The sequence below is a fragment of the Cryobacterium roopkundense genome (genome assembly GCF_014200405.1).
Taxonomy (GTDB): domain Bacteria; phylum Actinomycetota; class Actinomycetes; order Actinomycetales; family Microbacteriaceae; genus Cryobacterium; species Cryobacterium roopkundense.
Genome location: NZ_JACHBQ010000001.1, coordinates 1,522,480 through 1,536,044, shown reverse-complemented (window position 1 = coordinate 1,536,044; position 13,565 = coordinate 1,522,480). Strand labels below are relative to the sequence as shown.

Below are 13,565 nucleotides of genomic sequence, written 5' to 3'. Positions count from 1 at the left end.
TTCAGTCGAGCGTGACCCGGCCGGTGATCAGGTCGTCGGGCACCGGCGTGTGGGAGATGAGAAGCACGGCCCGATCGTCGGCAGCAGCCGCGCGCAGGATGTCGCGCACGAGCAGGTCCCCCTGCTCGGTGTCCACGTTAGCCGTCGGCTCGTCCACGATGAGGATGGGGAAATCAGCGAGCAGGGCGCGCGCCAGGGCGATGCGCTGCGCCTGGCCTCCCGACACGAGAGCCCCGCGCTCCCCCACCCTGGCGTCCAGGCCGCCTCGTTCGGCCGTCCACGCACCCAGCCCGACCCTGTGCAGAACGGCCTCGAGCTCGGCATCGGTTGCGGTGTCCCTGGCGAAGAGCAGGTTCTGGCGGATGCTGTCGTCGAACAACCAGGGGCGTTGCTCGCACAGCCCGACCAACCGGCGCACATCCTGCTGCGGCAGGTCCCTGGCCTCGATCCCCCCGAGTCGATACGAACCCGTGTAGTCCAGAAAGCGCACGAGTGCAGTGGCGAGGGTTGTCTTGCCAGAGCCACTCGCACCGGCCAGATGCACTCGATCGCCCGGTGCGAGGCGCAGGGTTACGCCGGCGACAGCCGGCGTGGACGCCCCGGGCCACCGGGCGCCGAAGCGGTCGAGTTCGAGCAGCCGCGGCCCGGAGGCCGGCGGCGCCGGAGCGGCAGTCGCTTCCGCGACGTCGTCGCCCGGTATCTCTCGCGGTATCTCCAACGGGACAGCAGATGCCACGCGCTCGGCACTCGACCGCACCCGGCGCCAGGCACCGGCGGCGAGCGGAATCAGGGCAAAAACCTCGAAGACGGCGAGGGGAACGAGCACGATGACGACAAAAGCCGGACCGGTGACACCCGCGGCTCCCCCACCCAGCGCGGGGACGCCCCACACGAGGGCTGCGATCGTGGCTGCGCCGGCAGAGAGCGACACGACGGCGGACTGGACGCCCACGCCGAGGGCACGGCGCAGGGTAGCGCGGCGCAGCCGGTCATCGAGGCGGCGGAAGGATTCCAACCGAGCGTCCAGGGCACCGAACAGGGTCAGAACGTCAAGGTTCTCAATGATGTCCAGAATCTCATCGGCGAGTGCGCCGCGCAGGGGCGCCAGGCCACGTTCGGCCCGTGCCGACAGGCGGCCGACCACGAGGGTGCCGACACCGAGGGCGACGAGGAGGCAGCAGAGAAGCGCGAGCCCGGCCGCAGGAAGGATGAGCCACACCCCGATCACGCTCAACACTGCGGTGATCCCCGACACGAGCACAGGTTGGACCACGCGCAGCGGCAGGTCCTGCAGATCGTCGACGTCTCTGACCAGCCTGCTCAGCAGGTCGCCGCGCCCGGTGCGCGCGAGGCCGGCCGGCGCCAGCGGCAGGATCCGCGCGAAAATTCCCAGTCGGAGCTCGGACAGCTGGGCGAACGCGGCGTCGTGGCTGGCCACGCGCTCGAGGTATCGAAAGACCGACCGACCGAGAGCGAAGGCGCGCACGCCGACGACGGCCATCGACAGGAAGAGAATCGGGGGCATTTCGGCAGCCCTGGTGATGAGCCAGGCCGAAACGGCGAGCAACCCCACCGCGAGGAGCGCACTCAGTACCCCGGCCGCCAGACCCGGAAGAAAGCGGCGCGCACGGGGCTGCGCGAGCCGGAGCACGGCACTGGATTCGTCAGAAAGTTTAAACATGGACGCTCTCCCGCATGGTCAGTACCCGGTCGGCCGCCGCGACGACGTGTGGCCGGTGGCTGACGACGATGACGACCCGGCCCTGGTCGGCGAGTTGGCGGAGGCCGTGCAGCAGCGCCAATTCGGCCTCGGCGTCTAGGGCAGAACTGGGTTCGTCGAACACCACGACCTGGCAGCCGTGCACCTGTGCGCGGTAGATGGCGCGGGCGGCCGCGAGCCGCTGCGCCTGGCCGCCGGACAGCCCATCACCGTGCACGCCCAGCCGCGACGTGTGCGGGAGTTCCGCCAACCCCGCCCAGGCAAGGGACACTGCAACCACAGCGGGATCGATGTGGGTTCCCCCCAGCGCCACGTTGTCCCGCACCGTGCCGGGCAGCAGGCCCGGACGTTGCCCGGCCCAGGACAGCCAACTGCGCGAGGTGCCCTGGAGGATACAGCGCGTGCCGAGGCTGAGATCGCCCTCGAACGGTAGGAAACCCAGCAGGGCCGCGACGAGCGTCGATTTGCCCGCTCCGCTGGGCCCGCTGATCACAGTGAGTTGCCCTGCCTCGAATTCGGCGTCGAGCCCGTCGACAACGACTCTGCCATCTCGACGAACCGTGAACGAGCGCAGCCGCAACCCTGCGGCCGTCGTGTCGACAGGGTCCGCGGCATCCGCTGTGGGCACGTCGCCCGTGTCGACGGACTCCCCCTCGTCCAGGATGGCGAAGACCTCCCCCGCCGCCGCCAGGCCGTCGGCCGCGGCGTGGAATTGAGCGCCCACCTGTCGGATCGGCAGGAAGGCCTCCGGGGCGAGCAGCAGAACGAAGAGCCCCACAGACAGGGCGAGAGATCCTTCCACGAGGCGCAGACCCACCGAGACCGCAATAAGCGCCACGGACAGGCTCGCGGCCAGTTCGAGCACGAATCCGCTCAGAAACGACACTCGAAGCACCTTCATGGTTCGCTGACGGTAGTCCTCGGTGATGGTGCGCAGGCGCACGAATTGACGCCGCTCTCGTCCGAAGATCTTGAGAGTGCCGAGCCCGCCGACCACATCGAGAAACCCGGAGCCGAGTCGTTGCAGGGCCTCCCACTGGTTCTGTTGAACGGCTTGGGTGGCCTTGCCGATGAGCACCATAAACACTGGAATGAGCGGCAGCACGATGATGACGGTGATGCCGCTCGCCAGGTCGTTGACGAGCATGACGACCACGATGAGTGGCGTTGCCAGTGCGGTGAGCAGCAGCTGGGGCAGGTACCGCGCGAAGTAGTTGTCGAGAGCATCGAGCCCGGAGGTGACGGTTGTCGCCAGCCGAACGCCCTGGCGGCCGGCCACGAAGTCGGGGCCCCGCTCGGCGAGCCGGGCGAGCACCCGGGCGCGCAGCTGGGTTTTCACTCGTGCGGCACCGCGGCTCGCCGCCACGTCGAGGAGCCACACGCACACCGCACGAAGAACGATGACACCCGCGAGTGCGGCGATGCTGCCGGTGAGCTCTTCGAGCGGACGACCGTCGATGGCGAGTGTGATCACCCGGCTCAGGAGCCAGGCGAACGCCACAACCACGAGGGTCTGGGCTAGCCCGAGCAGCGCTCCAACGAAGAGGAACCAGCGTGCCGCCGTCGCATAGCGCAGCAGCCTGGGGTCGAGTGGTCGCACGAGCATTTAGTGTACGGCGGCCTCAATGTGCGCGCGCCCGATGCGCTTGCGGAACACCCAGTAGGTGAAGGCCTGGTACCCGAGGATGACAGGCATGCCGATCAGGGCGGTCCAGCTCATCACCGTCAGGGTGTAAGCCGACGATGACGCATTCTCGATGGTTAGGCTGTTCGCGGGGTCGTTGCTCGCCGGCATGACGAAAGGGAAAAGCGACGCGAACAGGGTGACCACGGCGAGACCGATGGTCACGGCCATCAGGCCGAACGCCCAGCGTTCCGCCCCGCGCAGGTTCGCGACGAAGGCACCGACCAGGGTGAGGGCGGCCACTGCCGCGAGCAGACCGGAGGCCAGCGTGCCAAAGGCTAAGGTAGTCCAGGTGAGGAACACTGCCGCTACGACGATCGTGACGAGTCCGACGGTGATGGCGAGGCGGCGCGCCCGCACACGGATATCGCCCTCGGTCTTGAGCGCCACGAAGATCACCCCGTGCGTGAAGAAGAGCAGCAGTGTTGTGAGTCCGCCGAGCAGGGCGTATGGGTTGAGCAGGTCGAAGACGGTACCGATGTAGTTGAAATCGGCGTCAAGCGGCACGCCGCGAACCACGTTGGCGAAAGCCACCCCCCAGAGCAATGCGGGGACAGCAGAACCGACGATGATCATGCCGTCGAACCAGTTCTTCCACGCCGATTCCGGACGCTGGTGACGGTACTCGAACGACACGCCGCGAACGATGAGAGCGAGAAGGATGAGCAACAGCGGCAGGTAGAAGCCGCTGAACATGGTGGCATACCACTCGGGGAACGCTGCGAAAAGTGAAGCTCCGGCCACGATGACCCAGGTCTCGTTGAGGTCCCACACCGGACCGATGGTGTTGATCAGCACCCGGCGATCGGTGTCGTCCTTGCCGAGAAAGGGCAGGGACATGCCCACACCGAAGTCGAAGCCGTCGAGCACGAAATACCCGATGAACATGAAGGCGATGATCCAGAACCAGAGAATGTTGAGATCCATGATGTCTTCTTCCTGTCTGCCCGTCGCCTAGTAGACCGTGACCGCGCGCGTGACCTCGCCGGCCTCGTCAAGTTCCGGCGCGTCGGCCGGGCCCTTCTGAACTGCGCGCAGGATCAGCCTGAATTCGACCACTGCGAGGATTCCGTAGACCACGGTGAAGGCGATCAGGGAGATCAGGATCTCGACTCCGCTGACTCCCGGCGAGACGCCGTCGGCGGTCTTGAGCAGGCCGAACACAAGCCAGGGCTGGCGGCCCATTTCGGTGAAGACCCAACCGACGCTCATCGCGAGCAGGGAGAACGGGAAACTCCAGATCGCGACCTTCCAGACCCAGGTGCGCTCCGGGCTGCGTCCCTTGCGGGTCAGCCACAGACCGACGACGGCGACCAGCATGTGCGCGAGGCCGAGGCCGATCATCCATCGGAAGGACCAGTACGTGATCCAGATGGTGGGCGTGTAGTCGCCGGGGCCGTACAGCGTGACGTACTGAGCCTGCAGATTGTTGATGCCCTCGACGGTGCCGTCGAACGTGTGGGTCGACAGGAAGGAAAGGAGGTAGGGAACGCGCACCGAGAACAACTCGTGCACGCCGTCCGGCGTGCCGAGCGTGAAGATGGAGAAGCTCGCGTTCGCGCCGGTGGCCGTGTGGTACAGCGCTTCGGCCGCTGCCATCTTCATGGGCTGGGCCTCGACCATGGCGAGCCCGAGCTGGTCGCCGGCCAGGGTCGTGAGCACCCCGGCGATGACCATCATCCAGAGACCGAACTTGAGCGCGGGACGCATCGTCTCGAGATGCTGGTTGCGGTACAGGTGCCAGGCGGCGACGGAGATGATGAGGCCGGCAGAGACCATGAAACAGGCGAATATCGTGTGCGGGAACGCGGCGAGGGCAATGGGGTTCGTGAGGAGTTCCCAGATGCTGGTGAGTTCGGCGCGCCCCTTCTCCTCGTTGATCCGGTACGCGATCGGGTTCTGCATAAATGCGTTCGCTGCGAGGATGAAGTATGCCGACGCGATACTGCCCGCGGTGGTCAGCCAGATCGTGGCCAGGTGCAGTTTTTTCGGCAGTTTGTCCCAGCCGAAGATCCACAGGCCGATGAACGTCGCTTCGAGGAAGAAGGCGATGATGCCCTCGAAGGCCAGGGGGGCTCCGAAGACGTCACCGACGAACCGTGAATAGTCCGACCAGTTCATGCCGAACTGGAATTCCTGCACGATCCCGGTCACGACGCCCATGGCGAAGTTGATCAGAAAGATCTTGCCGAAGAAGTGCGTCAGCTGCAGGTACTTCGCTTTGTCGGTGCGCACCCAGGCGGTCTGAAAAATGGCCACGGTAAGGGCCATGCCAATCGTCAGCGGCACAAAGAGGAAGTGGTAGACGGTCGTGAGACCAAACTGCCACCGCGACAGGAGTAAGGGGTCCAGCCACTCGTTCATGTGCCCTCCAGCATCATTTCTACGTCTCGTAGAATAATACCTTCTACGCGTCGTAGAAAATACCGCGTTACGGCGTACCATGGAGAACATGGGTAGCTTGGGTGTATTGGAACGACTGATCATGGATGTTCTGTGGAACACCCCCGAGCCGCTGTCGGCGACAGAGCTTCGCGATTGTTTGGCCGACCCTGTTCGCGCGACGGAGAATTCCAAGACTCTCGCGACCACCACGGTGCTGACGGTGCTGTCCCGGCTCGAGACCAAGGGTTTTGTGGCGCGGGATCGCAGCATCCGCCCGCATCTCTACAGCGCGGTGACGACTCGAGCCGAGCACACGGCGCAGCTCATGCACCAAGTGCTCGGATCTGTCCCCGACCGCCAGGAGGCGCTCGCGCGCTTCATCGGCAATGTCACCCCCGAAGAAGCTGACACACTGCGCGACCTTCTCGGCGCGTTGCATTCCACACGACCGTGATCGACCCCGTCCTGCCGCCGTGCTAGCAGCGGCCCTGATACTCGGGGCCGTCGCGCTCGCTCTGGCCTGGCCGGTTCCCGTGCTCGTGGCGAGGTCGCGCTGGACTGCCAGGTCCCCCGGCGTCGCTCTCGCCCTGTGGCAGGCCATTGCGCTCGCGGGCGGCGTCTCCATGATCGGTTCACTGCTGTGCTACGGCCTGATCCCGTTCGGAACCGGCCTGGCCAGCGCGCTGGGTGGCCTCGGCGGTGCCCTGACGAGCGGCACTCTCGCCCCGGCCACAACTTTCGCGCATGTTCTCGCGCTCTGCGGAGCGCTTTTGCTGGGCACTCACCTCCTACTCAACCTCGCGGCGACCTTCGTGCGGGCCGAGAGCGAGCGACGTCGGCATCATCATCTCATCGACATGCTGAGCGATCCTCTGCCCGATCGGCCCGGAATGCGCGTGATCGACTACGCGGCACCCGTGGCCTATTGCCTGCCGGGAGCCATCCGCTCGGCCACCGTGCTCTCCAACGGGCTGCTGCGGCTGCTCGATGCCGATCAGCTGCGCGGCGTGATCGCCCACGAACAGGCGCACCTTCGGCAGCAACACCACCTCGTTCTGCTGGCCTTCAAATCGTGGCACAGCGCCCTGCCGTGGTTTCCCATCGCCAACCGGGCGGAGAACGCCGTGGCTCTTCTCGTGGAGATGCTCGCAGACGACCGCGCCCGCCGCGTCGTCGACGACCGCACGCTCGCGACGGCGATCGCCCTTGTGGGACTCGGGCAGCAGCCCGAAGCCGGCCCGGCGACACCGGCCGCGCCGGCCTTCGCTTCGCACGTGCCCGAGCAACCTCTCGTGGCACCTCGCGTGCATCGGCTGATGACACCGAAAGCGCCCCTGTCGACCCTGGCAACCGCGGCCGCCGTCGCCACGGCCGTCGTGCTGGTGGCTAGTCCCGCGGCCGTGCTCATCCTCACGGCGTGACAGCCTCTCCCCCACACAAAAACGACGGAGATTTTCTCCCTTCACGGCCCGCTGAGTCTCACAGGGCCGTTCAGGTCGAAAATCTCCGTCGAATTCGCGTGGACTAGAAGAGGTTCGCCTGCTTCAACCAGGCGGCAGCGATGACATCCGCTGATTTCTGGTCATTGACGCTCTCGGAGTTCAGGCTGACGAGGTCGTCCGCGGTGAGGGCGACGCTGACCTTGTTCAGAACATCCGCGGCCGTGGTGTCGACCTTCTCAGACACGACGGGCACCACGTTGTCGGCAAAGAACAGACCGTCCGGGTCTTCCAGTGCGACGAGCTTGTCGGACTTGATGTTCGGGCTGGCCGTGTAGATATTGGCCAGCTGAATGGAACCGTCAACGAGTGCCTTCACCGTCAGCGGTCCGCCACTGTCCTCGACGGGGCTGAAGCCGGCCGTTTCAATGCCGTACTTCTCCTTCAGCGTGGCCGGCCCGTAGGGACGGGTCTCAAGCTCCGAGTTGCCACCGACGGTGATCGGCTCCGTGACATTCGTGAGCGAAGCGATGTCGGTGAGGTTGTACTTATCGGCGAAGGCCTGCGTGACGGTCCAGGAGTTCTGGTCAGAGGCGTCCGCCTTGTCCAGAACCCGCAGACCCTCCGGCAACGCCGCGGTGAGCTCCGTGTAGACCTCGTCGCTCGTTCCACCCGCGGCGTCGGGCTTCAACGCTTGAAGCAGGCTACCTGTGTACTCGGGGAAGACGTCAACGCCTCCGGCCTCAAGCTCGGGAAGATAGACCTCGCGCTGACCGATGCGGAAGCTCCGATCCACTGTGAAGTCGTTCGCCTCCAGCGCCTGCGCGTAGATTTCGGCGATGATCTCGTTGGAGTAATAGTCCTGGGATCCGACAACAATGGTGTCGGCACCCGCGGAGGAGTCACTTCCACTGCCCAGGGGATCACCGGACGCACACCCTGCAAGGGCTACGACGGCCCCAACCGCGACCGCGCCGATGAGCGCTAGTCGGCCTCTATTTTGCGTGAACATCTCTTTTTCCTTCCTCGATGGGGGATTCCATCACCGGGGCGGCCTGGTGGTGCCGGCCCGGACATCTGTGGGGCGTCCCGCCGCGACGCCGCGGGGAACAACCAGTTTCTGCAGCACCGAGAACAGCCCTTCGAGGGCGAGTGCCAGAAGAATGACCAGAATGGACCCTCCGATCATCTCGGCATAGTCCCGGGTTCTCAACCCCGCAAAGAGGTACCGCCCCAGACCGAAATCCGCAACGTACGCGGCAAGGGTTGCCGTCGCCACGATCTGCAGCGTCGCCGACCGCAGCCCGCCCATCAGGAGCGGGAGACCGAGCGGTAGCTCGACCTTGCGCACGATCTGCCCCTCCGACATGCCCACGGCGCGTGCGGCATCGATGATCTTGCGGTCGATCGCCTCGAACCCTGCGTACGCCCCGGCCAGAATCGGCGGGATGGCGAGCACGGTCAGGGCCACATACGGCGCGGTGAGGCCGATGCCGACAGTCAGGGCAACGAGGGTCAACAATCCGAGGGTGGGTATGGCGCGAAACGCTCCGGAGGTGCCCACCGCGAATCCCCGGCCTCTCCCGGTGTGCCCGATCAGGAAACCGACCGGGATGGCGATGATCGAGGCCAGGACGAGCGTGACAAGCGTGAAACCCAGGTGCTCGAGCAGGCGGATGCCGATGGCGTTGGGCCCCGCATAGTTGGCCGGGTCCACAAGCCACGCGAGTGCGTCGGCGAAGAAGTTCATGCCGCCACCCCCGTCGGTAGGGTCCTGGCCTGCAGCGGCGCCGACACGCCCGTCGCCTTCCGCCGGGAAGACCGAGTCCACGGCATCAGAACCCTGCCGAGCAGCACGAGAGTTCCGTCAAGGAGCAGGGCGAGGGCGACCGTCGCCACGATTCCGGCCACGATCTCCGCCTGGATTCCGCGCTGGAACCCGTCGGTGAACAGGCTACCGAGGCTTTGGGCGCCGATCACGGCACCGATGGTGGCCAAGCTCACCGTGCTGACGACAACGACCCGCATGCCAGCCAATAACACCGGCCCCGCCAGCGGAAGCTCCACCTGCCAGAACTCCGCCCGCGAGGAGAAGCCCACGGCCCTGGCTGACTGGCGTACGTCCCGATCCACCGAGGCCAGGCCATCCGCAACGACCCGCACCATCAGGGCTACCCCGTAGAGAGTCAGCGCGATGATCAGGTTGAGCGGTGAACGCACCGTGGTCCCGACGATGAAGGGCAACACGATGAACAACGGCAGCGATGGAATGGCATACAACAGACCGACGACCGTCAGGATCAGTCCGCGACCGACCCGATAGCGGTGTGCTAGCCAACCGAGCGGCACGGCGATCAGGAAGCTGAGGATGATCGGAGGCACGCTGAGGAGCAGATGATCGAGCGTTCGATCCCAGATCAGGTCGAGGTTCGACCATATCCAGGTCACCGCGGAACCCCACCCTGCGCCGAAGCACCCGTGCCCGTGACGGGCCCGGCCTTGTCGGGGGCGGTCTGCTGCGCCACAAGCACGCCGGCGAGTCGGCCATCGGCATCAACGAGGACATCGCCGTCCGGCCGACTCTCAAGGTGGAGCGCCCGCTTCCCGCGGTCTGCGCCGACGAAACTCGCCACGAATTCGTCGGCCGGGTTGGAGAGGATGTCGGCCGGGGTGCCCACCTGGGCGATGAGGCCCCCGGTGCGGAGGATCACGACCTGGTCCCCGAGCAGGAACGCCTCGTCGATGTCGTGCGTGACGAAGACGACAGTCTTGCCGAGCTCGCGCTGCAGTCGGAGGAGTTCCTGCTGGAGTTCCGCGCGCACGATGGGATCGACGGCCCCGAACGGTTCGTCCATGAGCAGGATGTTGGGATTGACCGCGAGACCTCTGGCCACGCCGACACGCTGCTGTTGCCCGCCGGAGAGCTGGCTGGGGTACCGGTCGGCGAGGGAACGGTCGAGCCCGACTGTATCGAGAAGCACCAGGGCATCCGCCCGGGCCTTCCTGCGCCCGACGCCCCGCAGCAACGGGACCGTCGCCACGTTGTCGATGACCTTGCGATGCGGGAGCAGGCCCGAATTCTGCATGACGTAGCCGATGCTGCGGCGCAATTGGACGGGCTCCAGCCCTGCGATGTCATCGCCGTCAATCTCGATGGAACCGCTGCTCGGATCCACCATCCGGTTGATCATGCGCAGGAGCGTGGTCTTACCCGAGCCGGACGAGCCCACGAGCACCGTGGTCTTGTGCGACGGCAGCGTGAGGCTGAAATTCTCCACGGCCACCGTACCGCCGGGGAATTGCTTCGATACAGCACGAAATTCGATCATTCAGGTGGCTCATTCCTCGCGGGGCGTCGGATCGACACAAACCAGATAATCAACCCAACCACGGTTCGGAGCCGGAGGCAAAACCGATTGCCTGATCGGTCAGAGAACCCGGTCGACGCTGAGCGGCACGCTGGGGCCGTAGAAGCTTTCGAGATAGGCCTGCAGCACCCGCCGGCACTCGGCAATGAACCTCTCATCGCCGAGCGGGTCCACCTGGAAAGCACGCGAGAGCAGTGCATCGGCGAGCTCGACGGCTACCTCGAGTCGAAAAGTCAGGTCTGGTTCACGGGGAAGTCCGAACTCCTCCTCGAAGGCAGTAGCCAACTGGCGCGCGAACGATCCGGACTCCAGATCGGCTTCCTCGCCGATCAGGGGACGCTCGCGGTCCGCAAAGTTGAGGATTCGAAAACCCGGCTCGGACCGGTACAGGCCGACGAAGGCCGTAATCGCCCCGTCAACGGCATCCCACCAGGTTTCGGGCTTGTTGGTGCCCAGCTCGGCAACGACCCCTTGCCGCAGCCGGAGGACGGCGCGCTCGTGCAGAGCATTGAGCACGGCCACCCGATCCGGGTAATAGCGGTAGACGGTGCCTATCGAGGCGCCGGCGCGTTCGGCGATCATCGCGGTCGTGATGCGATCGAAACCAACCTCATCGACAACGGATGCGGCAGCATCCAGCAGACCGGACAGCCGCGCTGCGCTGCGCTGCTGAATCGGTTCTGCCCGGCCCTGCACTCCAGGGGCGACACTCTCTCCGCTAAAAAAGTCGACATGCGACATAAATCCCCCTAGTACATGACTGCCCATCCTACGTGCCGCCCGGCCGCATCCCTATTTCGGGGGTCTTACGGTCACGGGTGCGGTCCGAGTGGGCGGCACATGAGAGACTGGGAACGTGCCAGAGTCCCGAGACAAGACGCCGATCGCGCTCACTCCCGCTCATATGATGCACCGAGCCGCCCGTATCGAAGACTGGCTGCACGACCGTCGCGAGGTATTCGCGCGGAAACGCGGCTACCGGCCCACTGTGATCCCGTTCACCGGTTACGGATCGACGGGGTGGGTGCGCATTCTTTGCCGTGTTCTGCTTGCCAAGCCGGAAAAGCCCGGCGCCGTTCCGCGGGAGAAGAAGCCCAGAACCGACGGTCGGGACGCGGGAATACGCGGCTGGCGAAGCTTTACCAGCGTTCCGGTCAAGGCCGTCACCGTGACAATCGAGATCAGCGGCGAGATTCACGAGGTCGAGGCCGACCGGGGCGGCGTCGTTGATGCCGTGGTGCAGGTGAACCTCACTCCGGGGTGGCATGTCGCTCGACTGCACACCGAGGACTCCGCGGTGCAGGAGGCTCCCCTGCTGATAGTGGCGCCAGGCACCACCCGCGGGGTAGTCTCCGACGTCGATGACACCGTGATGGTCACGACACTGCCGCGCCCGCTGCTTGCGGCCTGGAACACCTTCGTCCTCGATGAGCACGCCCGGGTCCCCACCCCCGGAATGGCCGTCTTCCTGGAACGGCTTGCCGCATCCGCTCCGGGTGCACCCATGATCTACCTGTCGACCGGCGCGTGGAATGTCGCGCCCACCCTGACCAGGTTTCTCTCCCGAAACCTGTACCCGGCCGGAGCCCTGCTCCTCACGGACTGGGGGCCGACCCACGACCGCCTCTTCCGAAGCGGGCGAGAGCACAAGCGAGAAAATCTGCGGCGCCTTGCCGTGGAGTTCCCGGAGATCCGCTGGATCCTGATCGGCGACGACGGCCAACACGACGAGGATATCTACAGCGAATTCCTGCAGGAGTTCCCCGGAAGTGTCGCGGCCGTCGCCATCCGTCAACTGTCGCCGAGCGAGGCCGTTCTGGCCGGCAGCCGATCCAAGGACGCGGTAGAGGGAACAGACGAGTCACCGTGGGTCTATGGCCCTGACGGCTCGAGCCTCGCCAACCAGCTGGCGAACTACGGGCTGGTGTAACTCAGCGTTTCGTCGCCAGGAGGCGGTCGAGGCCACGGTTGATCTGACGCGCCCACAACGGGCCGCGGTAGAGAAAAGCCGTGTAGCCCTGCACGAGGGTGGCCCCTGCCTCGAGTCGCTCGGCGACGTGCTCGGCGGTCTCGACCCCACCGACGGAAACCACGCAGAACCCCTGGGGGACAACGGAACGAATGAGCCTCAGCACGGCAAGGGATCTCGTGCCGAGGGGCGCACCCGACAGCCCGCCGGCGCCTGCCGCGGCGACGACCGCCGCATCCGTTTTCAGGTTCTCCCTGGAGAGCGTCGTGTTCGTCGCGATAATGCCGTCGAGGCCGAGGTCAACGGCAAGCCCCGCTATGCGGGTGACCTCCTCGTCGCTGAGATCCGGCGCAATTTTGACCAGCAGGGGCGTGGACGCCGCGGCCTTCTTGACCGCGGTGAGGAGCGGAGCCAGCCGGTCGAGCTCCTGGAGACCACGCAGGCCTGGTGTGTTGGGTGAACTGACGTTGACCACGAGGTAGTCTGCCAGGGGTGCAAGCAGGCGAGCGCTCTCGAGGTAGTCCTCGATGGCGTCGTCGACGACGGTGACCCGGCTCTTGCCGATGTTGATCCCCAATACGGGCCGGCCCGCAACCTGACGGATGCGAGACAGGCGCGGCGCGGCGGCGGAGGCCCCGCCGTTGTTGAAACCCATCCGGTTGATCACGGCGCGGTCCGGGATCAGCCTGAACAGGCGGGGCTTGGCATTTCCCGGCTGGGCCACGGCGGTCAGGGTACCGACCTCGACGTGCCCGAACCCGAGGTGACCCAGGCCGATGACGGCCTCGCCATCTTTGTCGAATCCGGCTGCCACCCCGAACGGCGATTCGAAATGCAGGCCGAGGGCGTCGACACCGAGATCGGTGCGTGGACGCGTGAAGCGGTGCACGGCTCGTCCGACGCCCAGACGCGGCAGAAGCTTGATTGCGGTGAAGGCGAGATGGTGAGCGCGCTCCGGGTCCAGCCGGGTGAGCACGAGCGAGAAAAAGAGGGGATACAT

Annotated in this window: 13 protein-coding genes; 3 read left to right on the top strand and 10 right to left on the bottom strand. The window is 65.8% G+C overall.

The window, feature by feature from the left end; translation table 11 throughout:
* Position 1 precedes the first annotated feature (1 nt).
* Genes cydC through BJ997_RS07155 form a run of 4 tightly spaced genes read right to left on the bottom strand, consistent with a single transcriptional unit; the run spans position 2 to position 5,768 of the window.
* Positions 2-1,681: a thiol reductant ABC exporter subunit CydC gene (gene cydC / locus BJ997_RS07170; protein WP_035834398.1), complete on the bottom strand. Its 1,680-nt coding sequence runs from the start codon at positions 1,679-1,681 to the stop codon at positions 2-4.
* Complete coding sequence (cydD, locus tag BJ997_RS07165; protein ID WP_035834535.1) at positions 1,674-3,320, bottom strand: thiol reductant ABC exporter subunit CydD; 1,647 nt, start codon at positions 3,318-3,320, stop codon at positions 1,674-1,676. Before cydD ends, cydC begins: the two co-directional genes overlap by 8 nt.
* A gap of 6 nt (positions 3,321-3,326) precedes the next feature.
* Entirely contained in the window at positions 3,327-4,331 is a 1,005-nt protein-coding gene (gene cydB, locus BJ997_RS07160; RefSeq protein WP_035834399.1) for a cytochrome d ubiquinol oxidase subunit II, read from the bottom strand.
* Between the two features lie 27 nt (positions 4,332-4,358).
* The gene (locus BJ997_RS07155; RefSeq protein WP_035834401.1) at positions 4,359-5,768 is read right to left on the bottom strand and encodes a cytochrome ubiquinol oxidase subunit I; all 1,410 of its coding nucleotides are present in this window, start codon (positions 5,766-5,768) and stop codon (positions 4,359-4,361) included.
* Between the two features lie 88 nt (positions 5,769-5,856).
* On the opposite strand from BJ997_RS07155, the gene BJ997_RS07150 reads away from it, so the two are divergent.
* Both BJ997_RS07150 and BJ997_RS07145 read left to right on the top strand, forming a co-directional pair.
* On the top strand, positions 5,857-6,243 hold the full coding sequence (locus BJ997_RS07150) for a BlaI/MecI/CopY family transcriptional regulator (RefSeq protein ID WP_035834536.1): 387 nt from the start codon (positions 5,857-5,859) through the stop codon (positions 6,241-6,243).
* A gap of 19 nt (positions 6,244-6,262) precedes the next feature.
* Positions 6,263-7,210 (top strand): M56 family metallopeptidase, encoded by a 948-nt coding sequence (locus tag BJ997_RS07145; RefSeq protein WP_035834402.1) that lies wholly within the window; start codon positions 6,263-6,265, stop codon positions 7,208-7,210.
* Positions 7,211-7,313: 103 nt separating this feature from the next.
* Here BJ997_RS07145 and BJ997_RS07140 read toward each other — a convergent pair whose 3' ends face one another.
* The 5 genes from BJ997_RS07140 to BJ997_RS07120 all read right to left on the bottom strand — a co-directional run bounded on the left by BJ997_RS07140 (position 7,314) and on the right by BJ997_RS07120 (position 11,337).
* Positions 7,314-8,240 carry an ABC transporter substrate-binding protein gene (locus tag BJ997_RS07140; RefSeq protein WP_052541817.1) on the bottom strand — a complete coding sequence of 309 codons (927 nt, stop codon included), beginning with the start codon at positions 8,238-8,240 and terminating at the stop codon, positions 7,314-7,316.
* A 30-nt stretch (positions 8,241-8,270) separates the two neighbouring features.
* Complete coding sequence (locus BJ997_RS07135; protein WP_035834404.1) at positions 8,271-8,978, bottom strand: ABC transporter permease; 708 nt, start codon at positions 8,976-8,978, stop codon at positions 8,271-8,273.
* Positions 8,975-9,676 (bottom strand): ABC transporter permease, encoded by a 702-nt coding sequence (locus BJ997_RS07130; protein ID WP_035834406.1) that lies wholly within the window; start codon positions 9,674-9,676, stop codon positions 8,975-8,977. Before BJ997_RS07130 ends, BJ997_RS07135 begins: the two co-directional genes overlap by 4 nt.
* Positions 9,673-10,557: an ABC transporter ATP-binding protein gene (locus tag BJ997_RS07125; protein WP_035834408.1), complete on the bottom strand. Its 885-nt coding sequence runs from the start codon at positions 10,555-10,557 to the stop codon at positions 9,673-9,675. The genes BJ997_RS07130 and BJ997_RS07125 overlap by 4 nt, the downstream gene beginning before the upstream one ends.
* A gap of 99 nt (positions 10,558-10,656) precedes the next feature.
* On the bottom strand, positions 10,657-11,337 hold the full coding sequence (locus tag BJ997_RS07120; RefSeq protein ID WP_035834410.1) for a TetR/AcrR family transcriptional regulator: 681 nt from the start codon (positions 11,335-11,337) through the stop codon (positions 10,657-10,659).
* 163 nt (positions 11,338-11,500) lie between these two features.
* Here BJ997_RS07120 and BJ997_RS07115 point away from each other — a divergent pair, with 163 nt between their 5' ends.
* The gene (locus tag BJ997_RS07115) at positions 11,501-12,526 is read left to right on the top strand and encodes an App1 family protein (RefSeq protein WP_052541818.1); all 1,026 of its coding nucleotides are present in this window, start codon (positions 11,501-11,503) and stop codon (positions 12,524-12,526) included.
* A gap of 1 nt (position 12,527) precedes the next feature.
* On the opposite strand, the gene BJ997_RS07110 is transcribed toward BJ997_RS07115, so the two are convergent.
* On the bottom strand, positions 12,528-13,565 hold the full coding sequence (locus BJ997_RS07110; RefSeq protein ID WP_035834414.1) for a quinone-dependent dihydroorotate dehydrogenase: 1,038 nt from the start codon (positions 13,563-13,565) through the stop codon (positions 12,528-12,530).